The organism is Clostridia bacterium, assembly GCA_017394805.1.
GTDB lineage: Bacteria > Bacillota > Clostridia > Christensenellales > CAG-1252 > RUG14300.
In genome coordinates, this window is the sequence record JAFPXC010000002.1 from 1 (window position 1) to 22,930 (window position 22,930).

Sequence of the window (22,930 nt, forward strand, 5' to 3'; positions counted from 1 at the left end):
GACCAAAAGGTGAAGCCGCGAAGAAGTTTTTGTACCTCTACTTAGGGGATCCTTCGACACGAAGCCTATTGCTTCGGCTCAGGATGACGTACTATTCACGTTAGGCGCAACTCTACTTCGCGGCGAACAATGGGGCGAGGCCGGACGATGATCCATGAATATCGGAAGCGATGATCAATTTCATAGGGCAAATTCCTTTTTGATGCGAATGACGATGGGGGCGTCGGCGGGCGCCCATTCCGCGGGGTCGAGCGTGGCGACGGGAAGCCAAGCGGCGCTTTCGTGCTCCAAAAGGCGATAGTCCCCGCGCATACGACAGAGAAACGTGTGCAGGTCGATGGAAAAGTCGGGATAGTCGTGGTGTACGCTCATATAGGGGGCGACCACTTCCGCGTCCAACGCCATTTCTTCGCGGAGTTCGCGGCGCAACGCGTCCGCTAAGGACTCGCCCGCTTCCTGCTTGCCGCCCACGAATTCGTAGCGGTGGGCGACGTAAGCATAGTGGCTTTCGCCGCGACGGGCGGCGAAAATGCAACCGTTGTGAATAAAGATGGCACCGACGACGGAAAGAGTTTTCATAGTGTGATTATACAACCATACGAACGCCCATTCTTACGAATGGTATCTATACTGCGTATAGATTAGCCGCTGCGCGTCTTGCGTTCGGTTGCAAGGCGGCGCAAGCGTTATGCAAATACTTCGCTTCGCTCGTGCTTGCACGCTTGCTTCTATTATAGCACATTGGAGAAGGAGAGCGCAAGGGGAAATGGTGAAGTTTTCGCTATGCGAAAGTGAAGTTTGCGTTGCAAGTGAAGTTCAAGGCTCAGCCTTGAGTGAAGTTTGCGCTTCGGCGCAAGTCGCGGGTTCGCCGAGGGCGAACGCGATACGCCGACTGCGGTGCGTGGGGTGAAAACGACGGGCGGGAAGCGGGAAGAAAAGAAAGGCGGGGGAAAAGTCGGTAGAAAGTATTTGCCGAACATTGATAGAAAGTATTTGCCAAATACAAATATTTGTTGTATGATATCATAGATATATTGCGTGCGGAGGCACATAGGTGCGCCAAAGCGCGAAACAAGGAGATATATATGGCAAGAACGGATTTGATTCTCAAACTCAACGTGCGAAAAGACGAAAGAACCGTGACTCCCGTGGAAACGGGCGGGCATATCTCGTATTTATTCCGGACCTTTTCGGGCAAATTCCGCAACGTCGCGTTGACCAACCTGGTGTACGCCGCCATCTTCGCGCTGCCCCTCTTGTTTTCGGCCTTTATCCTGCCGAACATTATGCTGGGCCAAGTGATGAACGGCAGAAGTTTCATCGGTAACTTCGGCATTGGCTTTCCCAACGTGGCGGACGACGTGAACGCGGCTTTGGGCGAGTTGATGCGTTGGTATCGCATACTCATCTTCCCCTGCAATATCGGCTCGATATTCCTGGCCGTATTCGGCCTGTCGGGCGTATTCCACGTGTCGCGCGGACTTATGTGGGACGAGAAAGTGAAAATGCGCTCCTTCTTCCGCGGTATCAAGGCCTTGTGGAAACAGTTTTTGTGGATGGCCGCCGTGACGGCGGGCGTGGCCGCCGCGATGATGTACGGCATGGGTTGGCACATGGAATTGTATTTGACGGGCGCCGCCACCGCGGGCAGTTGGATATTGTTCTTCGTATTGGTGCTGGTGGGCTTCGTGTACGTGATGCATCTCGGTATGCTGATGCCGATCGTGGCGTGCTACCGCTTCAAGGCGAAAGAGGCCATTGAAAACGCCTTTTTGCTGAACGCCATTTCGCCCATCACGGCCTTTATCGTATCCGCGTTCGTGGTGGGTATCGTGCTGTTGTCCTTGATGAGCCCCTTCGTGGCCTATCTGCTGGTGGCGTTTTTGCTGACGATGGGCTTTATGTTCTTCTCGATGACGTACACGGGCTACGCGCAATACTGCTTCGACAGTTTCATCGTGCCCCAAGTGGACCCCAAAAATCCCGATAAGCGCCGCGAAGTGGTGGTGCAAAAACGCGGGGGCGAGGTGCAAGAGAAGAATCCTTACGCCAAACAGCAACAGAAAGCGCCCCAAAAGTACGGGCAATATAAGGCCACGAACGGCAAGAAGCGCAAGAAGAAAAAGAAATGAGTTACGACGTATTGAGCCGTCATTACGACCGCTTGATGGGGGATTTTCCGTACGAGAAATATCTCGCGTTCATCCGCCCAAAGGCGGGGGAAAAGTGCCTCGACCTGGCCTGCGGTACGGGGAAAGTGTCCCGTATGCTGGCCGCGCAAGGCGCAATGGTGCACGGCGTGGATATCTCGGAATGTATGCTGAATATCGCGGTGCGCGAAGCGCGGGCGCAAGGTCTTGCGGTGACGTTCGGCCAAGGCGATATGCGCAAATTCGAGGGCACGGGATACGACCTCGTGACCTGCGTGTCGGACGGGTTGAACTATATCCCCACGAAAGACCTGCCGCCCCTCTTCGAGCGGGTGGAAGCCGCCCTCGCGGGAGGGGGACGAATGGTCTTCGACGTGTCTACTCCGTATAAACTGAGGGAAGTGCTGGGCGATAACGTCTACTATGAAGATTACGACGATTTGACCTACTATTGGGAGAACGCCTATAGCGAGCGCACCAAAAGCGTGCGAATGAAATTGACCTTCTTCGAGAAAGTGGGCGACGCTTACCGAAGAGAAGAGGAAACGCAAAAACAGTACGCGCACGAGGCGGAGGACATTCGAGCCGCCCTCGACCAAGCGGGGCTAACGATTGCCCGCCGTGTGGACGGCGACGCCTTCGACAAGGTGCGGGCAAAGAGCCTGCGGTGGGTGTACGACGTGAGAAAAAAGAGGTGAAAAATGGACAGCATAGCGAAAGCGTTGGTTTTCAACGGATTGGTGAAAGTGGCGGCCTTGGATACGACCGAAATAGTGCAACGCGCCATAGAATTGCATAAGACGTCGAAAGTGGCTTCGGTGGCTTTGGGAAAAACCCTGACCGTGGCCGCCTATATGGGCAACGAGATGAAGGGCGCGGACGATAGGTTGAGTATCAATATCGTGTCGGACGGGCCTTTGCAGAATATCGTGGTGGCCGCCGCGCACGGTACGGTACGCGGCTACGTCGCTAACCCGCAGGCAGAAGTGCCCGCCCTCGGAAACGGCAAGCAAAACACGGGAAAGGCCATCGGCTCGGGCACGGTGAACGTGGTGAAAGACCTCGGCCTCAAAGAGTGCTATACGGGGAAGTCGGAGATCGTCAACGGCAGTATCGACCAAGACTTCGCTTGGTACTTTACCGAAAGCGAAGGACAGCCCACGGCCCTGGCGCTCGCGGTCAACCTGGACGAAGAGGGGAATTGCACCTCGGCGGGCGGTATCGTGATACAGCCCATGCCCGATTGCCCCGACCATATCCTCGTGATGCTGGAGGATATCGCGATGAACTTCGCCGAGATAGACAAATTGGTGGCCTTCCGTAACGCCGAAAAACTCATCGACGATTATTTCGGCCACTTCGACATAGAATACTTCGAGCCCACGCACCCCACGTATCGGTGTATATGCAGCCCCTCGTATATGGCGGGCGTGGTGCGCAGTCTCGGACGGAACGAGTGCGTCAATATCTTGATGGAAAGGGGGAGTATCGAAATCGTGTGCCACTTCTGCAATACGAAGTACAACTTCGACAAACAACAGGTGATAGATATCTGGCAGGAATGGGATAGAACGCATAAGAAAGCATGATACTTGGATTTGCGGAAACGGCCGAATATTGGCTGGAACAAAGTCGAATAGCCAAACAGGAAAAGCGTATGAAGGACGCGCTACTTTGCGCGTACCGCGCCATGCGCATAGACGACGCGTTTGCCTATCGTCTGGCCTATGCCGAAACGCTATTGGATATGAAACAATACAAAATGGCGGCGGCCGTTTGCTTGCGTTATACGGGGAAATTCCGCGATGAAGAATATATGGACTACTGCACGCTGTTGTGCGACGCGGCGGCGAGAATGGGCGATATGTCCGCCTACGTGCATTATCAAATGGAGATCATGCGCGAGAGTGAATTTTTCGACGAAGAGGGCTTCGACGAGGTCGTGAACGACTTTATGAAGCACTTCGAAGAGCGCGAGCAGAAAAAGAATTTCGCCTTTGTCGACGACTTGCGCAAACGGAAGCACCGCGCGTGGTACGACGAACTCTACGACGCGTATATACGGGGAAATTATCGCCGCGCTTTGGAATTGGTGGAAGACCTTGACGGCGAAAACGAGTTTTACGTCGAAGCGCTGTTTATCTGGGGTATGAGCCTGGCTAAGACGGGCGACGTGGAGGAAGGCAAGCGAAAATTGTGGGAGATGTACGGCCTGACCAAGCACGATTCGCGCGTGCTGTATTACCTCGACGAAATGGGCGACGGTCTGACCGACGAGGAAATGCAAAAGGGATTGTCCGCTTTGGCGCCCGACGGCAACAAGGACAATATGGCCATGGCGAGCATTTGCGCGTATATGCACGCTCTGCACAAAACCGCTCTATACTACGCGCAAGCCGCCTACGATATAGAGCCGTACGACGTGGAGAGCGGACTGCGCTTGGCCGCGGCGTATTATAACCTCGGCGATAGGGAAAACGGGGATAGGTATTACCGCGAAGTGCTGGAAACCTACGCGGGATTCTTCCCGCGCGTGCTGGCGGACGTTCGCCTCGAAGCCCCCGTCGACCTCAACTTCGACTATGCGCCGGCGGAGACGTACGACGCGGTGGCGCGTTACGTGCGCAAATTGCAGGAAGGGGAGTATATGGCCGTGCTGATGCAGACCGACCTCGATTTTCGCGAGTGCGTGCGCTTCCTCTTGACCGCGCCCAACGCGGACCAAGTGGCTTTGGCCAAATTGGCGGGGGAGACCTGCGAGTGGCTGACGCCCGAGGGAATCCGCTTCGAGCGCGACCTTTTGATAGACCCCGCAACGGGGCGAACGGTGCGATTCCGCCTGCTGTTGAACCTGCTCGACAAGGTGCGCAAAGGTACGGTGAACGTGACCGTGGACTGGGTGTGCGAAACCTTCAAACTGAAAGTGCCCCCGTCATTTGAGGATTTCAGCCCCGATATGCGGCGCGTGTACGGGTATGCGTATCTGGAAATGGTGGGGCAAAACGCGCATAGAGAATTGAAACTGTCCAAAGTGATGGAAAAACTATACCTCAATCTGCCCGCCGAGAACTATCAAGCCGACGTGATGGGGTTGGCCGTGGTCGTGGGCGCGAAAATCGCCGACCTCGGGCCGCTCCTCACCGAAAAAGTGTTGGATAGCGGGTGGGATATCGATCTCTTTATGGGGTACGTGGACCTCGTAAAGCAGACGTTGAAAAACGCGTGAATATGAACGAACGAGAGATAAAACAAACGCTTGCGGAATTGCGGAAGATGCACCCCGAGGCCGAGTGCGAATTGGTGTACGGCACGCCCTACGAATTGTTGGTGAGCGTGATATTGTCCGCACAATGTACGGATAAGCGCGTGAACGAAGTGACGCCCGCCTTGTTCCGCTGGTGCAATACGCCCGAAGAAATGGCGAAGAAGACCGAGGAGGAGTTGATACCCTATATCCGCAGTTGCGGCTTTTACAACAACAAGGCGAAGAATATCATCGCCTGCGCCAAGTCCTTGGTGGAACGCTTCGGGGGCGAGGTGCCCAAAACCGTGGAGGAACTGGTGACCTTGGCGGGCGTGGGGCGGAAAACCGCCAACGTGGTGTACGCCGTGGCGTTCGGCGGGGACGCTATCCCCGTGGATACGCACGTCTTCCGCTTGGCGCACAGGCTGGGGCTGAGCGACGCGAATACGCCCGAAGGGGTGGAGAAAGACCTCAATCGACAAGTGCCCAAGGAAGAGTGGAGCGCCTTCCACCACCTGCTCATTCACCACGGGCGGTACGTGTGCAAGGCGAGAAACCCCGAATGCGAACGGTGCGAAATAACGCATTGCGGGGAACGCCGAGGGCGTAAGTGAAGTTTGCGCAAAGCGCAAGTTATGGGTTCGCCGAGGGCGAACGAGCCGTCGTGAGGCGGCGATAAGGAGAAAAGAAGATGTTTTTGGATAAGGCTGTGATTTATATCAAAGCGGGCAACGGCGGGAACGGTAAAGTGAGTTTCCACCGCGAAAAGTACGTGCCGACGGGCGGTCCCGACGGGGGCGACGGCGGCAGAGGCGGGGATATCGTGTTCGTCGCGGACGCCAATATGACCACGCTCATCGACTTCCGCTACCGCGCGCATTACAGGGCCGGCAACGGCGAGAACGGGGACGGCAACAACTGCTTCGGCGCAAACGGCGAAAGCATCTATATCAAGGTGCCTTGCGGTACGGTGATACGCGACGACGAAACGGGCAATATCCTCGCGGATATGTACGAGGACGGAATGCAGGTGACCGTGCTGAAAGGCGGCAGGGGCGGCAAGGGCAACGTGCGCTTCGCCACGCCTACCCGCAGGTCTCCCTCGTTCGCCCAAGACGGCGTGAAAACGGTGGAACACAAGGTGCAGTTGGAATTGAAAACCATAGCGGACATAGGCTTGGTGGGCTTCCCCAACGTGGGCAAGAGCACCCTGCTGTCCGTGCTGACCGAGGCGCGTCCCAAGATAGCCAACTACCACTTCACCACCTTGTCGCCCAACCTCGGCGTGATAAAGTTCTACGATAAGAATTACGTCATCGCGGATATTCCCGGCCTCATCGAGGGCGCGGCCGAGGGCGTGGGATTGGGACACGACTTTTTGCGCCACGTGGAAAGGGTGCGTATGCTCATACACGTGGTGGACGTATCCGGTCACGAGGGGAGAAACCCCGTGGACGATTATCGGCAAATCCGCAAGGAATTGGCCGAGTACAGCGAGGCGTTGACCGAACTGCCCGAATTGGTGGTGGCCAACAAGATGGACTTGGTGACGGAAGAGGACGGCAGTTATGCCCAAGATAGCGGCGAGGGCGCGGTGAAGCGCTTCGCCGAGGCCATCGGCAAGCCCGTGTACGGTATGAGCGCGGTGATACATTGGGGCGTGGACGAACTCGTGAAGAAGTTGAGCGAAGAGGTGACCAAATTGCCCCCGCCCAAGCGCGAGGAATACGTGCCCTACGAGTACCGCGACGAGGACGAGGACGAATTCGATATCGTCCGTACCGACGACGGCGCCTACGAAGTGGTGGGCGGCTTCGTCAATATGCTGGTGCGCAACGTCACTCTGGACGACGTGGACAGTTATCGGTACTTCCAGCGCAAATTGCGCGAGCGGGGCGTGATAGACGCGTTGCGCGAACGGGGCGCGAAAGAAGGGGATACCATTCGCATAGCGGAAGTGGAATTCGACTTCGTGGATTGAGGAAAGGAGAAGAAAAAATGTTGACGAGTAAGCAAAGATCGAGATTGATGGGGTTGTCAGCCAAGTTGCCGACGACTATGAATATAGGTAAGAACGGCGTGGGAGAAGGCGTCCTCGACAAGTTGGACGAACTGCTCAATCGCTACGAGTTGGTGAAAGTGGGCGTGTTGAAAAACAGCGGCACCACGGCGAAAGACCTCATCAACGAATTGGCCGACACGCTGGGCGCCGAGCCCGTGCACGCCATCGGCGGGAAGATAATCCTGTACCGTTACAGTACGGCCGAGGGCGTGGAACACGTGGCGTTGGACGAGGAGACCGCACGGCGCAACGAGCGGGAGAAAGAGCGCGAGGCCAAAAAACAGGAAGCAACCAAACGCGAGGCCAAAAAGGCCGCGTTGGCAAAACCATACCGCCCCGAGAAAAAGCACGGAGTGCACAAGGGCAAGGGTAGCAAACCTACGAAAAAGAAATAGGAGGAAGCTATGGCAACGAAGAAAACGTATCGGCAATACGCCCGCGTGATCGTGTCGGCGGGCGTCAACCTGAAAAAGGGCGAGATATTGGTGATAAACGCGCCTATATCGGCCAAAGAATTGGTGCTGGAAGTGACCAAAGCGGCCTACAAAAAGGGCGCGGACAGAGTGTACGTGGATTGGCGCGACGACGACGTGGGCAAGTTGTCCCTGACGATGGGCGGCGGAAGACGGCAACTTGAACCCGCCAAATGGGAAATAGATTATAAACAATATATGGTGGACAACGGGGTGTGCTACCTCAATATGTTGAGCGGAGACCCCGAATTGTATGCCGATGTGGACAAGGAATTGCTGGTGAAAGTGGCGCGGGCAAGGCATATGAATTTTGCCTTTTTCAGCGACGCGGTGACCGAAAACCTCATTAAATGGTGCATAGTGGGCGTGCCCGACCTGGCTTGGGCCAAGAAAGTCTTTCCCGACCTCACGCCCAAAGCCGCGCTCAATAAGTTGTGGGAGTACGTGGCGCACATCATGCGCCTGGATACCGCCAATCCCCTTGCGGCCTGGAAAGAACATAACGAGAACCTGAAACGGCGCTCGAAGATCCTCAACGAAATGGGGCTAAAACGCCTGCATTACACCAACGCGCTGGGTACCGACCTGTGGCTCGGGTTGCCCGACGGATACGTCTTCGAGGGTGGTAGCGAGAAGCATAGGAAGGGAAGCACGTTCAACCCGAATATGCCGACCGAAGAGATTTTCTCGGCGCCCTACAAGTACGGGGTGGACGGCAAAGTGGTGGCGAGTATGCCCCTCTATCACAACGGCGCGAAAGTGTCCGGCTTCGGCTTCGTGTTCGAGAAGGGCAAGATCGTGGACTATTGGGCCGAAGAGGGCAAGGATATCCTCGAAGGTATCCTCGGTACGGACGAGGGGAGCCGCTACCTCGGCGAAGTGGCGTTGGTGCCCTACGACAGCCCCATCAGCAACCTGCAAACCCTCTTCCTCGAAACCCTGTTCGACGAGAACGCCTCGTGTCACCTCGCCATCGGCACCGCCTATCCTTCGTGCGTGAAGGGCGGGCTGGAAATGGACGAGGAAGAACTGGAAAAAGCGGGGATAAACGTGAGCCACGAACACGTGGACTTTATGATAGGTACGTCCGATCTGCGTATCGACGGCGAAACGGCCGACGGGGCAGTCGTGGAAATATTCGTAAACGGAAACTTCGCGTTTTGACGAAGAACCGCATGAAAAGAGGTGAAAACTATGGAAAACAGAAAATTGAATTGGCAAGTATTCCCCATCGAATTGATCGTCTTGACCGTGTATCTGGCCGTCGGTTTTACGCTGCATCTATGGCACCCCACTTGGTTGGTGTTTTTGGCGATCCCTCTGTATCATTGGACGGTGGATATCATCCGCAATAAACGCATCAAGGGATTGCCTACCTTCCTGTCGGTGTGGGGGAGCACGGTGGTGTACCTCGCCGTCGGATTCAGCCTGGGGATTTGGCACCCCACTTGGCTGGTGTTTATGTCCGTGCCCATCGTGGGCGGGTTGGAAGGATTCTTCGCGGGCGGTATACGCGGTCAAATCAATAAGACCAAAGACAATATCAAAAAGAAAATCATCGGCGAAGATAAAGAGGGCGACCACGCGGATATCGAATAATGGAACTGCGGCAAGTCGTCGAAGAGATAGGCAAAAAGAACGGCGTAAGCGATTACGTCGTCTTTTCGTTCGGGGGAGATACCTACGCGTTTCTTTTCCTTGGGTATTATCCGCAGGAAGAGGGGCGGTTGATGGTGGATAACTATTACCCCGCCTATCAACGAGTGCGCAAAGCGCGGCTCGAATTGGAGACGGCTCTTGCGGAAGACTATGAAACGAAACCCATCGAGCACGGGTACAAGGGACTGGCCGTCCTGTCGGGAAAGGCAAAGGCCCTCGCTAATTCGCTGACCGCCATAGAGGGCTGGGGCAGCCAATTCGTGATGGAGGGTGTGTGTATAAAAGGGGAGTACGTCCCCCCCGTACAAGTGCCCGAGTACCTGCCCGAAGCCTACCGAGAAGCCTTGACGGATAGAGATAATCCGCTGTATGCCGAGGCTTGGTACGCGCTGTGCAAAGCACGCGAACACGAGAAGTGCGCGGGGTGCGGCAAGTGCGCGGCGGCCTGCCCGCAAGGCGCCATCGGGGCGCGATTCGACCAAGAAAAGTGCCTGAGACAAATGCAATCGGCGGGCTACGTGGAGGACGCGACGACCGCGAAAAAGATGGGACAGCGCGTGCTGGGGTGTCATACCTGTCAACGAGTGTGTCCCCTGAACGACCTGCCCGTGGTGCCCGCCGAAATAGACGGGGCGGAACTGCTCAAAGCGGCCCTAAAAGGCAAGAAAGCCCTGCAACCCTTCGCCGACTGCTTGGGGGCGAATTATCTGCGCCCCGCCAAGATCGTGGCGCTGGCCTTGAACGCCTTGGCAAACGCCAAGGACGGCAGATGGCGGGCGGAGGCCTTGCAAGCGAGAGAGCGATATGCGGACGAGCGGGTGCAAAAGGCGGTGGATAGGTATCTACGGGCTACGCCCGAAATAGAGCGCGAAGTCAAGTATATGCTGAGCGAAGAGGATTGGCGCGGGTTGAAGGCGCAAGCGAGCGAGAAAGGCGGCGCGACCATCTGCCAGGTCAATCATTACTTCGACGTGGGCGAGGGTGCGCGGGTGCGCATACGCGAGAAAGGCGGCAAGTACGAACTGACCGTCAAGATACGCATAGACAGCGAGAGCCTCGAAGAGCATAACGCGCCCATCGACGGGGCGTTGGCCGCAACGTGCTTTGCCGACGGGCTGACCGCCGAAACCATACGGCAATACGTGGGCTTGGCGAATATCGCGGACGGCAAGTATCTCGGCCGATTGGCTACCGAACGCACGACTTGGACGGAAGAGGGGTTGACCTTTGAGTTGGACAAAAACGAGTACCTCGGCAGGATAGACTACGAAATCGAGTGCGAAGTGTCGTCCGACGAGGATTGGGCGCGGGCGGAGAAGTGGATAATCGAACATGCCGCGAGCGCAAAAAAAGGCGTGAGCAAGCAAGCGAGATTTGGGGCCGCGCGGCGGAGAAGTACAAGAGAGTAGAGTAAGTGGAACCCGAAGGCGGGGTCGTGCATACAATGGGGGTATGTGCGGCATCGTGGGGTTTGTGAAAGATAACAGCCTGAAAGATTTGTATCATGGGCTGAAAACGTTGGAATATCGGGGGTACGACAGCGCGGGAGCGGCGTACTTCGACGGCAATAAAATCGTGATTTACAAGAGAAGAGGACGCGTCGAGAGGCTGCGTTCTTTTTTGTATACGCACGAGGCGGACGTGTGTATGGGACACACGCGTTGGGCGACGCACGGAGCGCCGTCTAAGGTGAACGCGCACCCGCATAGGGCGGGGAAATGGGCCGTTGTGCATAACGGGATCGTCGAAAACTACGTGGATCTGAGGAAGGAATTGGAGAGAATGGGGCGCAAAATGACGTCGGCCACCGATACCGAAGTGATCGCGCACCTATTGGACGCGTACGCCAAAGAGGAGGGGGACGCGGAGAGGGCTATCCGCAAGACCGTGGCGCGTCTAAAAGGGAATTGGGCGGTGGCGGCACTGTGGGAAGACGCGCCCGATAGGGTGTATCTCTTCAAAAAAGGCAATCCGCTGATCTTGGGCGAGGGGGAGGGCTTCGGCTGTTTCGCCTCGGACACGCCGGCCTTGGTGCGGCATACGCGGCGGATATACAAGATGAAGGACGGTGAGATCGCCGTGGTGACCAAAGAGGGGTGCCGCCTACTGTGCGAAGAGGGCGCGATCGGCCCTGCGTTCGGCGAGACGACCTTGCTGCCCGACGAGGTGGATAAAGGGGCGTATCCTACGTATATGGAGAAGGAAATAGCCGAAATCCCCGACGCGATGGAGAAAACGGCGGCGTATATCGAGGGGGCGACGCCCAAAGGGCTGTGGGAAGGTGTGGATCGCGTGATTTTGACGGGGTGCGGCACGGCGTATCACGCGTGCCTGTACGGGGCGAGCCTGTGCGAGGGCGTGGCGGCCGAGGCCGTGGTGGCGAGTGAGTTCGCGGAGCGGGCGGACGAGGTGGACGGCCATACCTTGGTGGTGGCCGTATCGCAAAGCGGGGAGACCGCCGATACCTTGACGGCCGTGCGCTTGGCAAAGGAGAGAGGCGCAAAAGTCGTGGGCGTGACCAACGTGCCCTCGAGCGGGCTGACGGGCGCGGTGGACGAGTGCTTGGTGACGCGAGCGGGCGCGGAGATAGCGGTGGCGGCGACCAAGAGCTACGCCACGCAACTGGTGGCCTTGCGCGGACTGCTGGGGGAAGACGCGGCGGCGGACGTGGCGTGCGCCGTGCGTGCGGTACGCGAAACGGCAGGGCGACAAGGCGCATTGGCGGCGGTGGCAAAGCGGAAATTCGACAACGTATTCTTACTGTCGAAAGGGCGCGATCACGCGACGTGTCTCGAGGGGGCGCTCAAGATAAAGGAAGTGGCGTATATGCCTTGCGATACCTGCTATGCGGGGGAGATAAAACACGGGCCGCTGGCGACCGTGACCGCTAAAACGTTGGTGGTGGCTCTGGCGACAGAAAGTCGGTACGCCGAGAAAATGCGCTCGGCCATCGCCGAAGTGCGCGCGCGGGGCGCGAAGGTGCTGGTGGTATCGTCGGACGAAGCGTTGTTGCGCGCGGGGGATTGGGGCTTCGCTCTGCCCGCAGTGGCGCGTGCGGCGGCCCCTATGGTGGCCGTGGTGCCCTTGATGTATCTGGCGCTGCGGCTGGCGCTGGAGCGGGGATTGGACCCGGATAAGCCGCGGAACTTGGCGAAATCGGTGACGGTGGAATGAGGGGCACGCTCCGCGTGAGTGAAGTTTTCGCTTGTGCGAAAGTGGGATGCATTCGCAGTGAAGTTCAAGGCACAGCCTTGAGTGAAGTTTGCGCGGGGCGCAAGTTGTGATAGGGATAATCGTTTGTCGGCGGAGAATAAAATGTATGTGTCTCAACTTATGGGATCCCTCGGTCTATTGCCCTTCAGGAGCAAGTGCCTCGGGATGACGTACTTAGCGACACGGATTGCAACTTCGTTGCGTTGCGGTAGGGATAGACGCCTGACGGTGTAATTAGGACTTGACAAGAGGGGGCGGGGGGCGATAGAATAAGTTTATGTCGACCTACTACCTAAATTCCTTTGACAGCACGCCTTTGCTCGTCCATTGTTGGGACGAAGTCGAAAACCCCAAGGGGTTGGTCTTGGTGTGTCACGACGTGGGCACGCATAGCGGCCGCTACGAGGGGTTGGCGCGGGTGCTGAACGAGAAGGGAATGGTGGTGCTGGCCTACGATTTGCGCGGATTCGGCGCGACGGCACGCCCCGAACGGCTGGGATTCGGCAATAAGAAAAGCTACGAGTACAGCGTAGAAGATATCCATTTTTTGTTCCGCTATTTCAAGCGGGAATACGATTTGCCCATCGTGTTGATGGGGCAGGGCTACGGCGGTTATTTGATTTTGAGCGCGTTGGAGCGCGGTATGGCGTCGCCACGAGGAGTGGCGCTGTTGTCCGTGGGCAAACAGCAACGACAAAACCTCTACGCCGCTTTGGCCGTGGCCAAGACCTTGCCTTTGCGCGATAGGGCGACCACGTTGGGGTTGGCGATGTTGCAACCTTTGGTGGAGAAGGAAGAAAACGAAAAACAGTCGGGGTATGCGGATCCCTTGGATAACGTGGTGCCTACGGTGGCCTTTGACTTGGCCTTGATAGAGGGGTTATTGGACGCGTCTAAGGGCGAAAATTTCGCGAAAATAGACAAAACCGTACCGTACGCCTTGTTCGCGGGGATGAAAGACGCGGCGCTCGGCGCGGAAGGCGAGAGCGCGTTGGCGCTCCTGTTGTCCATGCGCGCGTTGGGTATCGAGCCGCGCTTCTTCGGCTACGAGGACGCCGCGCACGACCTCTTGACGCACCCGCTGGCGGATAGGTACTGCGGGCATATCGCGGAGTTTGTCGGCGCTTGTCTGGAAACGCCGGGCTTGTAACGAGCGAGAGAATTGACGGATATGCCGAGTTGCGGTGGTTCGCTTGACGGCGAGAGGAAAGAGGAAAAGTGCCTCTGGATTTCTCGGCACAATGTGAGGTGAAATCCAAGGCATAGCCTTGGGAGAAATCCGTGCCGAGGCACGGGCGAAATCCGCTCGAACCGCGAGCGGGTGAAATCCGACGTCCGTCGGGAAGTGGTAGAAATAGATATTTGCAGTAAGAGAAAAGGGAATGTGACTCTACTTAGGGGATTCCTCGACAAGCTCGGAATGACGGTTGGTTATAGTCGGCTTTTGTGATTTCGTAGAAAGAAATAGAAAAATGGTACGCAAAAAATGCGTACCGTATGTGTTTGCCTTTTCGGGTAACCTTAGATAGAAAAGGAAAGACGATTAGGCGTTGACTTTGCGAATGACCTTGTTGCTACGAATGCAACGGGTGCATACGTATTTGCTGACGACAGTACCGTTCTCCACGATGCTGATCTTTTGCACGTTGACGTTCCAATGACGGGGGCTTTTGCGATTGCTGTGGCTGACGTTGTTGCCCGCCATAGCACCCTTGCCGCATATACTGCACACTCTCGACATAACAATACCTCCTTGTAACTTTGCCTAAATATCATAACACGAACGAATTGAATTGGCAACAAAATTGGACAAAGTTTTTGCGGAAATGCGTAACTTTTTATTTTGCGAAAGGGAAATAGAATAGATTTTGGGTGAAAAATCACGCCCGACGGGGGCGAACGGCGCGTTTTGACGGGGGAGAAAGGTACGTTGGAAACGGGAAATTGCGAAAATTTGGCGTAATGCGGTGCTATTTTCTTGCCAAAATCGCGGAAATATTGTATAGTTAAACTGACGTAGTGTGCATAGTATACTACGAATAACGCGTGAGATAGCGGATATGGCAGTTAAAACGAGCAACAAGTACGGTAAGATCTCGGTGTCGGACGACGCCGTGGTGATGGTGGCGAACCACGTCGCAAGCGAATGCTATGGCGTCGTGGATCTCGTGTCGCGCCGTGTGACCGACAGTTTGGCTCAACTGTTCCGCAACAACAGCAACACCAGAGGCGTAAAGGTGACGTGCGTCGATCATAATATCTATATCGATCTGTTCGTCATACTGAAGGACGGCGTGCCGCAGGACGCGGTGGTCGAAACCTTGCGCAAGACCGTGACCTACGCCGTGGAGAAATTCACGGGTATGGTGGTGAAAAAGGTCAACGTAAACGTGGTGGGCGTGCGCGTATAATCGGGAGAAGATAATGTATAAGAATATAGACGCGATAACTTTTAGAAAAATGTTCGTGGGCGGCGTGCAAAACCTCGCGGCGAACAAGGCGACGGTGGACAGCCTGAACGTGTTCCCCGTGCCCGACGGCGATACGGGTACCAATATGACGATGACCGTCAAAACCGCCCTCAAAGAGGTGGAAGCCTTGACGGACGCGGCCCTGAGTATGCAGAGCCTGACCGAGGCCATAAGCCGCGGAAGCCTACGGGGTGCGAGAGGTAACTCGGGCGTCATTACGAGCCAAATACTCAAAGGATTTTGCGATTATGTCAAAGATAAGGACGTGCTGAACGCCAAGGACTTCGCGGCGGGATTGCGCGAGGCCGCGAGAGTGGCGTACAGTTCGGTCAATAAGCCCAAAGAGGGCACCATCTTGACCGTCATCCGCGTGATTGGTGAGGAGTGCGGTCAGTTCGCGGGGCGTGGCAGCACGGTGGACGAGTTTCTCGAAGGCGTGCTGAGTATCGGTAGCGGCATACTGGCGAAAACCCCCGAAATGCTGCCCGTGCTGAAAAAGGCCGGCGTCGTAGACGCCGGTGGACAGGGATTGCTGTATATCCTGTCGGGCTGGCTGAAAGGCCTGACGGGTGAATTGGTGGAGACCAAAGAGGCCGAGGAAGCGCAACCCCAGGCCGACGTGGAGTTCGAGGGCGACCTCGACGAGTTGGAGGAGATCACTTTCGCCTACTGCACCGAGTTCTTCGTGACCAACCTCTATCCCAACGTGACCACCGCCGACATCGACAAATTGCGCGACAAATTGTCCAAATTGGGCGACAGCCTTATCTGCATAGGCGACCTCGATCTAATCAAAGTGCACGTACATACCAACACCCCCGGCCTGGCCTTGCAATACGCCGTGAAGTTGGGCGAGTTGGACAAAGTGAAAATCGAAAATATGCTGATGCAAAACCGCGCCATCCGCGCCAAGTTGGAGGCCGAACGCAAGCCTTTGGGCGTGGTGGCCGTGGCGAGCGGCTCGGGATATGGCAAGATGTTCAAGGATATGGGCGTGGACTACGTCATCACGGGCGGACAGACCATGAATCCGTCGGTGGACGACTTCTTGTCGGCCATCAAGCGCGTCAACGCGGACAGCGTACTCATCCTGCCCAACAATAAGAACGTCATCCTCGCCGCCGCGCAAGCGCAGGAAATGGTGGAGAAGACGTGCGTGGTGCTGCCGACCGTCAACGTGCAGAGCGGTTTGGCTTGTATGGCCTACTACGACCCCAACCTCGATATCAACACCAACGCAGACGCGATGCGCGCCGCCATCGAGGACTACGTGTGCGGCACTGTGACCACCGCCGTGCGCAATACCACGATGAACGGGTTGAAGGTGAAAGAGGGAAATTACATAGGCTTGAGCGACAAGAAACTGTTGGTGAAAGGCGTGGATCTGAAACCCACCGTCGTCAACCTCGTGGGCGCCTTGGGCGGCGAGGAAAAGGACGTGTTGAGCCTGTACTACGGCAAGGACGTGTCGAAAGAAGAATGCGACAGTATGGTGGAGGCCATAGAAGAGGCCTACCCCGAATTGGAAGTGATGCCCTTTGAGGGCGGACAGCCGCATTATTGGTACGACCTGTTGCTCGAATAGAGAAACGGTTTGAAAATCAAAACGCCCCATAGGGGCGTTTTTTTGCGAAAAATCGAGGGGGATTTCGCCTACGACAAGGTGAAAGCCGACAGTCGTCGGCCGATCGTCTTGTGGCGGCAATCAGCACAAAAGGCCCGCTTGGTAGGCGTGCTCCAAGGCGGTGGGACGGGAGAGTATCTCGGTCTTGCGCAAGACGCCGTAGCCGCGGACGACGGCAATGGTCTCGGGGTTGTCCAAACAGCGGAAAAAGCCGTTGAAGGCCGTGAGTATCTCGTCGAAGGCGTCGCGGTCGCGGTCCTCGCAGGTGAGAAGTAGCACGAACTTTTTGTCGTGTAGGCGGGCGTAATGCGCACAGCAACGGTCGATGAGGGTCTTGAGTTGGGCCGACATATTGTAGAAGTAGACGGGCGTGGCCAGACAGATGACGTCCGCCTCGGCCATGGCGTCGATGATGGCGGCCGCGTCGTCCGCTTGCACGCAGCGGGCGGTGTTGCGACAGGCTAAGCACCCCTTGCAATAGTTGACGGTGTAGTCGCCCAGCCAAAAACGGGTGACTTCGGCACCGACTTCGGCGGCACCGCGGACGAACTCGTCGCAAAGAATGTGGGAATTGCCCTTGCGGGGAGAAGAAGAGATGACGACGACTTTGCTCATAGACGGCTCCTTTGAAATGACATACTCACAGTATATAGTGTCGAAAGGAACTAAGTCAAGCAGTACATTTAATTAAGTTTCCGTATTGACTTGGCGCGGGGGATAAAATATAATAGAGTCAGCCTACACTACGTTTGGTGTAAAAAACATAATTGGAATGAGGTGGCGTATGAAAAAGATTATCGTCTTCGTGTTGGTGGTGTGCATAGTGGCAAGCACCGTGGCCGTGTTGGCGGGGTGCAAGGATAAGAAAGAGCCCGTGGATTATACCAAATTCAATATACTGTATCTGGGGGACTCCATCGCCGAGGCCATCGTGGGCGTGTCGCCCGAGGTCGAACGCGAGAATTACGGGTATTTCGGCATCATCGGACAGGTGAATAAGTATACTTATTCAAATCGCGCCATTTCGGGCAACCAAACGGGGGAATTGCTGGCCTATATACGGCGGGAGGAAGAGGACGCGTACCTGACCAAGTCTATGATCGGGCAAGCGGACGTCATTTGCATTTCCATTACGGGCAACGACCTGTTGTGGCACAACTTCCCCATGATGCTGTTCGAGTTGGCCGCCAAAGAGAAGTTCGGCGAGGACTACGTCAACCAACAAGTCGTGAAAGACGGGTACGAATATAAGCGCTATCAAGTCATCAACGAGGCGGGCGATATGCGCACCGTGGAGAAGGGCGAAACAGTGCCCTCCGCGGGGTGGCGTTGGGTGGCGCCCGGCGACGGGTTGGCGACCTTCGAGCGCGTGAAGCAAGTGGCGAAGAGCAACGTGGAGGCCGTGGTGGAAGAGTTGCATACGCAAAATCCGCAAGCGACCATTATCTTCCAAAACGTGTATAACCCCGTGGACGACGAGAGCGAGATTATTCCAATGGATTTGGTGGCGGATTTGATAAAGATAGACGCCAAATACGACTACGCGACCGAGGCGGGCGTGGAAGAATACCGCAAGAAAGGCGCGTATATGCTGGGCGCAATGTCGGATATATTGAAAGGCGTGGCCGGGAAAAACGACAAAGTGGAGTTCGTGGACGTGGCCAAGGCATTCGACGAGATCTATCGCAACGACCGCGCTCGCGGCAAGAAATTGATATTCGTGGACGGCGTGCACCCCAGCGACCAAGGGCACGCGGTGATCGCGGCGACTCTGCAAAAGAAGTTGATCGAGTTGGGATTTGCCGAAGGCAAAAATTCGTTGGAAGCCTATAAGACCTTGCGCGTAGACCAATTGACGAGGCTGTATAAGGGCGTGAGCGGGTTCGATTACGACGGGGCCGTGGCCAAAGTGAACGCCGCAAAAGAATTCGACCAAGTGAGCGTGGCCTACTTCGGAGCCGTGGAGGGATACGAGGCGAAATTGTCCGCCGATCCCGCCGAGGGACGCGCGACCAACGGCGTGTTCGTAAAGGAAGAAGAGCACTACGACCTCTCGCGCGTGGTGTCCAAAAAAGCCGACTACGCGACACAAGAGGGGTTGGACGGCGTGTTGAAACTGCTTGACCCGCTATTCGAGGAAAAACGGTTGACGCTTTCGACGGACGGCGTGATGGAGATCAAAGTGACGGTGTGCGCGGACGATGTGAAGGCCTTTCTTTCCCTCGTCAATCTGGACGGTATGGTGCTGGGCGGCAAGGAAGACACCTTCTACCAAGACGCGGAGGGCAACTTGACCAACCTCAAAATGAACGGCGCGATGGACGCCTTTTGGACCATTTCGGCGTATGCCGACCAGCTGTTCCCCGGACTGGGCTTCACCAAGGGGACGTTGGGCGCGAATTTCCACTATTTGTTCGATAGTCTCGGCCTCGGCATCGAGGGGTTGGAGCCTTTGATGTCCGTTCCCTACGTGGACGAGGCGGGGCTGCCCGTGGATATGGCGCCCGAAGGCACCGTCGACCAAGATACGGTGGGGAAGACCTACGCGTCCTACGTGGACTATCTGTGCGCCTATCTCGGGCGCTACCAGGAAGTGGTGGACGCGGACGGGCGTACTTTGCACGTGGATAAGTTGCCCGCGGGCGTGACTGCGAAGTTGGGTGAAATAGGCGACCTGACCGTGCATATCAAGACCGCGTATTCGCTGAAAACCGTGACCGCTTCGGACGGCAAGACCTACGAAGCCGTGTATTGCGGCGCGTATCGGGAGAATACTTCGCCCTGGCTCGTGATGACCAAGTACGTGGACGACGAAGGGAAAGCGCACCTCAAAATGTGTTTCGAGGTGATGGGGATAGAGATACACTTTTGAGGCGAATTATATTCGCCTCAAAAGGTGAAGTTCAAGGCGAAGCCTTGAGTGAAGTTTGACATCCGTCAAGTGAAGTTTCGCCTGCGGCGAAAGCGCGGGGATAAAAGAAAAGAGTAGATGAAAGACGTGTTGACCGTGGAAAATATGAGATTGGCCGACCGAGCGACGATGGCGCGAGAGGGCATTGACGAGATCGCGCTCGTGAAAAGAGTCGCCGAGGCCATCATGGGTTACCGCGCGTGGGCGAGACGTATCGCCGTCGCGTGCGGCAAGGGCAACAACGGCGCGGACGGAATGGCGTTGGCGGGCGTGCTGGCGGCGCGGGGCGCGGACGTGACCGTGTACTGCGTGGAAGGAAAGAGAAGCCCCGCCTGCGCGTATTACCGCGAGACTTTGCCGAAAAAGGTCAAGGTGGTGGAAATAGACGAAACTACCCGCATAGAGGGCTACGATATCGTATTCGACTGCTTGTTGGGGACGGGCTTCGAGGGCGTGCCGAAGGGCGCGGCGGCTTGGGGCATACGCGCCGTCAACGAGAGCGGGGCGACGGTGGTATCGGTGGATATCGCAAGCGGTCTCAATGCCGACAGCGGTATGGCCGAATTGTGCGTAAAATCCGACCTCACTTTGAGTATCGGCGGGTATAAGGCGGGCAACCTGTTGAATATGGCCAAAGATACCTACCGCACGCTCGACGTGCTCGAGGTGGGCATTGTGCCCGTGACCGAGACCTACGGGTTGGCGGAGGCCGCGGATGTGAAGGCCGCGTTGGGCGAACGAAAACACTTCTCCAACAAGGGCGACTATGGCTATATCGCCCTCGTCGGCGGGAGTTTGCCCTATTCGGGCGCGGTGCGGTTGGCCGCGATGGCCGCCGCCGCGATGCGTTCGGGCGCGGGCGTGGCGAAGGTGGCGACGGCGAAGAGTTTGTGCCCCCTACTGGTGCCGCAGATATTGGAAAGCACGCTGTACCCCTTGTGCGAGCGGGACGGCCAGATCGGGTTTGACCGCGAGGAGATAGAGCGGCTCGTCGGCAACGTCAAAGCCGTGGCGTTCGGTATGGGCGTGGGTACGGGCGAGGGCGCAAAGGCCATTCTTGCGTACCTATTGGAAAACTACGCGGGCAGGCTCGTGGTGGACGCGGACGGGCTGACCTTGTTGTCGCAAATGGACGCGGACTTTCTTCGTAGAAGAAAATGCACGCTCGTATTGACCCCGCACGTCAAGGAATTCGGACGGATGACGGGCAAGAGCGTAGAGGATATATTCGCGCATTTCGCGGAATACGCCGTGGACTACGCCAAAGCGGTGGGGGCGGTGGTGCTGTTGAAAGGCGCGACGACCGTCGTGACCGACGGCAAGCGGGTGGCCTTGGTAGACGCGGGGGCGCCCGGTATGGCGACCGCAGGCTCGGGCGACGTACTGTCGGGGGTGCTGGCGGCGACGTTGGGCTACGTGGAGGACGCGTGGACGGCGACCTATGCCGCCGCGTATATCAACGGCAAAGCGGGCGAAGCGGCGCAAGCAAAAGTGGGCGCGACGAGTATGATCGCCTCGGATACGGTGCGTGAGATAGCGGGCGTGATAGGGACAATGTAGGCGCCAAAGGCGCGGAGAGATTCGTATGCGGTGCATACGGGAGAAATCCGTGCCAAGGCACGGGTGAAATCCGCTCGAACCGAGAACGGGTGAAATCCGACGTCCGTCGGGACGTGGGCGCGCGGGGCGCGGAAGACGGTTTAAGATATTGTAAGCCAATATTAGTGAATTGCACGCTGTGCGTGCGTGAATTGCGCAAAGCGTGTGAATTTGCTTGCTACGACGGAAAGAAACATTGTATAATGTTTTTACATTTCATTTGATTTGGAGGCGGATATGGCTGACAAAAAGAGAATAGAGACCATTTGCGTGCAAGGCGGATATACGCCCAAGAACGGCGAACCGCGACAAATACCCATCTACCAAAGCACCACGTTCAAGTACGATACGAGCGAGGATATGGGCAAGTTGTTCGACCTCGAGGCGTCGGGCTACTTCTATACGCGTCTGCAAAACCCCACCAACGATTACGTGGCCGCCAAGTTGGCCGAGTTGGAGGGGGGTACGGCGGGCATGCTGACCTCGTCGGGGCAGGCGGCCAATTTCTTCGCGGTGTTCAACCTGGCGCAAGCGGGCGACCACGTGGTGGCGAGCGCCGCCATCTACGGAGGCACGTTCAACCTGTTCAACGTGACGATGAAGAAGATGGGTATCGACTTCACGTTCGTCTCGCCCGACGCCACCGAAGAGGAGTTGGAAGCGGCTTTCCGTCCCAACACGAAGGCTTTGTTCGGCGAGACTATCGCCAACCCCGCTTTGTCCGTGCTGGATATCGAGATGTTCGCCCGCGTGGCGCATAAGATGGGCGTGCCTTTCATCATCGACAACACCTTCGCCACGCCCGTGCATTGCCGTCCCATCGAATGGGGCGCGGATATCGTGACGCACTCCACGACCAAGTACATAGACGGACACGGCAGTTCGGTCGGCGGCGCTATCGTGGACGCGGGCAAGTTCGACTGGATGGCCCATAAGGACAAGTTCCCCGGCCTGACTACGCCCGACGACAGTTATCACGGCATCGTGTACGCCGAGAAGTTCGGCAAAGAAGGCGCGTTCATCACCAAATGCACCGCGCAACTGATGCGTGACTTCGGCGCGATACAGGCACCGCAACACGCGTATTATATCAACCTCGGCTTGGAAAGCCTGCCCGTGAGAATGGCGCGTCACGCCGAGAACGGTCAAAAAGTGGCCGAATTTTTGGCCGCGCACGACAAGATCGAGTGGGTGCGCTACTGCGGTCTCAAAGGGGATAAGTATTACGAATTGGGGCAAAAGTACCTGCCGAAAGGAAGCTGCGGCGTGGTGAGTTTCGGCGTGAAGGGCGGTAGAAAGGCCGCCGAGACCTTTATGAAGAACCTGAAGGTGGCCGCCATCGAAACGCACGTCGCGGACGCGCGGACCTGCTGTCTGCACCCCGCTTCGGCTACCCACAGACAACTGACCGACGAGCAACTGGAGGCGGCGGGTATCTCCGCGAACCTCGTGCGCTACAGCTGCGGATTGGAGAACGCGGACGACCTCATCGAGGATATCGCGCAAGCCTTGGAAATGATTTGA

General features: G+C 56.7%; 20 protein-coding genes. 17 read left to right on the forward strand and 3 right to left on the reverse strand.

Going from position 1 to position 22,930, the window contains the following annotated elements:
• Positions 1-180 precede the first annotated feature (180 nt).
• Positions 181-579 carry a (deoxy)nucleoside triphosphate pyrophosphohydrolase gene (locus II896_00210; protein MBQ4443068.1) on the reverse strand — a complete coding sequence of 133 codons (399 nt, stop codon included), beginning with the start codon at positions 577-579 and terminating at the stop codon, positions 181-183.
• 506 nt (positions 580-1,085) lie between these two features.
• Between II896_00210 and II896_00215 the strand changes: the two genes are divergently transcribed.
• The 12 genes from II896_00215 (at position 1,086) to II896_00270 (ending at position 13,951) form a co-directional block, all read left to right on the forward strand.
• Entirely contained in the window at positions 1,086-2,132 is a 1,047-nt protein-coding gene (locus II896_00215; GenBank protein MBQ4443069.1) for a hypothetical protein, read from the forward strand.
• The gene (locus tag II896_00220; protein MBQ4443070.1) at positions 2,129-2,848 is read left to right on the forward strand and encodes a methyltransferase domain-containing protein; all 720 of its coding nucleotides are present in this window, start codon (positions 2,129-2,131) and stop codon (positions 2,846-2,848) included. Before II896_00215 ends, II896_00220 begins: the two co-directional genes overlap by 4 nt.
• A 3-nt stretch (positions 2,849-2,851) precedes the next feature.
• Positions 2,852-3,739: an Hsp33 family molecular chaperone HslO gene (locus tag II896_00225; GenBank protein ID MBQ4443071.1), complete on the forward strand. Its 888-nt coding sequence runs from the start codon at positions 2,852-2,854 to the stop codon at positions 3,737-3,739.
• A complete protein-coding gene (locus II896_00230; protein MBQ4443072.1) occupies positions 3,736-5,376 on the forward strand; it encodes a hypothetical protein in 1,641 nt (546 codons plus the stop codon). The genes II896_00225 and II896_00230 overlap by 4 nt, the downstream gene beginning before the upstream one ends.
• 2 nt (positions 5,377-5,378) lie before the next feature.
• Positions 5,379-6,008, forward strand: coding sequence for an endonuclease III (gene nth, locus II896_00235; GenBank protein ID MBQ4443073.1), 630 nt, complete (start codon positions 5,379-5,381; stop codon positions 6,006-6,008).
• Positions 6,009-6,085: 77 nt separating this feature from the next.
• Positions 6,086-7,375 (forward strand): GTPase ObgE, encoded by a 1,290-nt coding sequence (gene obgE / locus II896_00240; protein ID MBQ4443074.1) that lies wholly within the window; start codon positions 6,086-6,088, stop codon positions 7,373-7,375.
• Between the two features lie 17 nt (positions 7,376-7,392).
• Complete coding sequence (locus tag II896_00245; GenBank protein MBQ4443075.1) at positions 7,393-7,851, forward strand: YhbY family RNA-binding protein; 459 nt, start codon at positions 7,393-7,395, stop codon at positions 7,849-7,851.
• A 9-nt stretch (positions 7,852-7,860) separates the two neighbouring features.
• The gene (locus II896_00250) at positions 7,861-9,093 is read left to right on the forward strand and encodes an aminopeptidase (protein ID MBQ4443076.1); all 1,233 of its coding nucleotides are present in this window, start codon (positions 7,861-7,863) and stop codon (positions 9,091-9,093) included.
• Positions 9,094-9,123: 30 nt separating this feature from the next.
• Positions 9,124-9,528 (forward strand): hypothetical protein, encoded by a 405-nt coding sequence (locus II896_00255; GenBank protein MBQ4443077.1) that lies wholly within the window; start codon positions 9,124-9,126, stop codon positions 9,526-9,528.
• Positions 9,528-10,997 (forward strand): CYTH domain-containing protein, encoded by a 1,470-nt coding sequence (locus II896_00260; GenBank protein ID MBQ4443078.1) that lies wholly within the window; start codon positions 9,528-9,530, stop codon positions 10,995-10,997. Before II896_00255 ends, II896_00260 begins: the two co-directional genes overlap by 1 nt.
• A 43-nt stretch (positions 10,998-11,040) precedes the next feature.
• Positions 11,041-12,762, forward strand: coding sequence for a glutamine--fructose-6-phosphate transaminase (isomerizing) (glmS, locus tag II896_00265; GenBank protein MBQ4443079.1), 1,722 nt, complete (start codon positions 11,041-11,043; stop codon positions 12,760-12,762).
• Positions 12,763-13,078: 316 nt separating this feature from the next.
• Complete coding sequence (locus II896_00270) at positions 13,079-13,951, forward strand: alpha/beta hydrolase (GenBank protein MBQ4443080.1); 873 nt, start codon at positions 13,079-13,081, stop codon at positions 13,949-13,951.
• 393 nt (positions 13,952-14,344) lie between these two features.
• On the opposite strand, the gene II896_00275 is transcribed toward II896_00270, so the two are convergent.
• The gene (locus tag II896_00275) at positions 14,345-14,542 is read right to left on the reverse strand and encodes a 50S ribosomal protein L28 (protein MBQ4443081.1); all 198 of its coding nucleotides are present in this window, start codon (positions 14,540-14,542) and stop codon (positions 14,345-14,347) included.
• 319 nt (positions 14,543-14,861) lie between these two features.
• Between II896_00275 and II896_00280 the strand changes: the two genes are divergently transcribed.
• Positions 14,862-15,212 (forward strand): Asp23/Gls24 family envelope stress response protein, encoded by a 351-nt coding sequence (locus II896_00280; protein MBQ4443082.1) that lies wholly within the window; start codon positions 14,862-14,864, stop codon positions 15,210-15,212.
• A 13-nt stretch (positions 15,213-15,225) separates the two neighbouring features.
• Entirely contained in the window at positions 15,226-16,857 is a 1,632-nt protein-coding gene (locus II896_00285; protein MBQ4443083.1) for a DAK2 domain-containing protein, read from the forward strand.
• 120 nt (positions 16,858-16,977) lie between these two features.
• Here II896_00285 and II896_00290 read toward each other — a convergent pair whose 3' ends face one another.
• Positions 16,978-17,511, reverse strand: a complete 534-nt coding sequence (locus II896_00290) for a flavodoxin family protein (protein MBQ4443084.1) — start codon at positions 17,509-17,511, stop codon at positions 16,978-16,980.
• Between the two features lie 169 nt (positions 17,512-17,680).
• Between II896_00290 and II896_00295 the strand changes: the two genes are divergently transcribed.
• From II896_00295 to II896_00305, 3 genes are all read left to right on the forward strand, one after another.
• The gene (locus II896_00295) at positions 17,681-19,768 is read left to right on the forward strand and encodes a hypothetical protein (protein ID MBQ4443085.1); all 2,088 of its coding nucleotides are present in this window, start codon (positions 17,681-17,683) and stop codon (positions 19,766-19,768) included.
• Between the two features lie 117 nt (positions 19,769-19,885).
• A complete protein-coding gene (locus tag II896_00300; protein MBQ4443086.1) occupies positions 19,886-21,367 on the forward strand; it encodes an NAD(P)H-hydrate dehydratase in 1,482 nt (493 codons plus the stop codon).
• 276 nt (positions 21,368-21,643) lie between these two features.
• Complete coding sequence (locus II896_00305; protein MBQ4443087.1) at positions 21,644-22,930, forward strand: O-acetylhomoserine aminocarboxypropyltransferase/cysteine synthase; 1,287 nt, start codon at positions 21,644-21,646, stop codon at positions 22,928-22,930.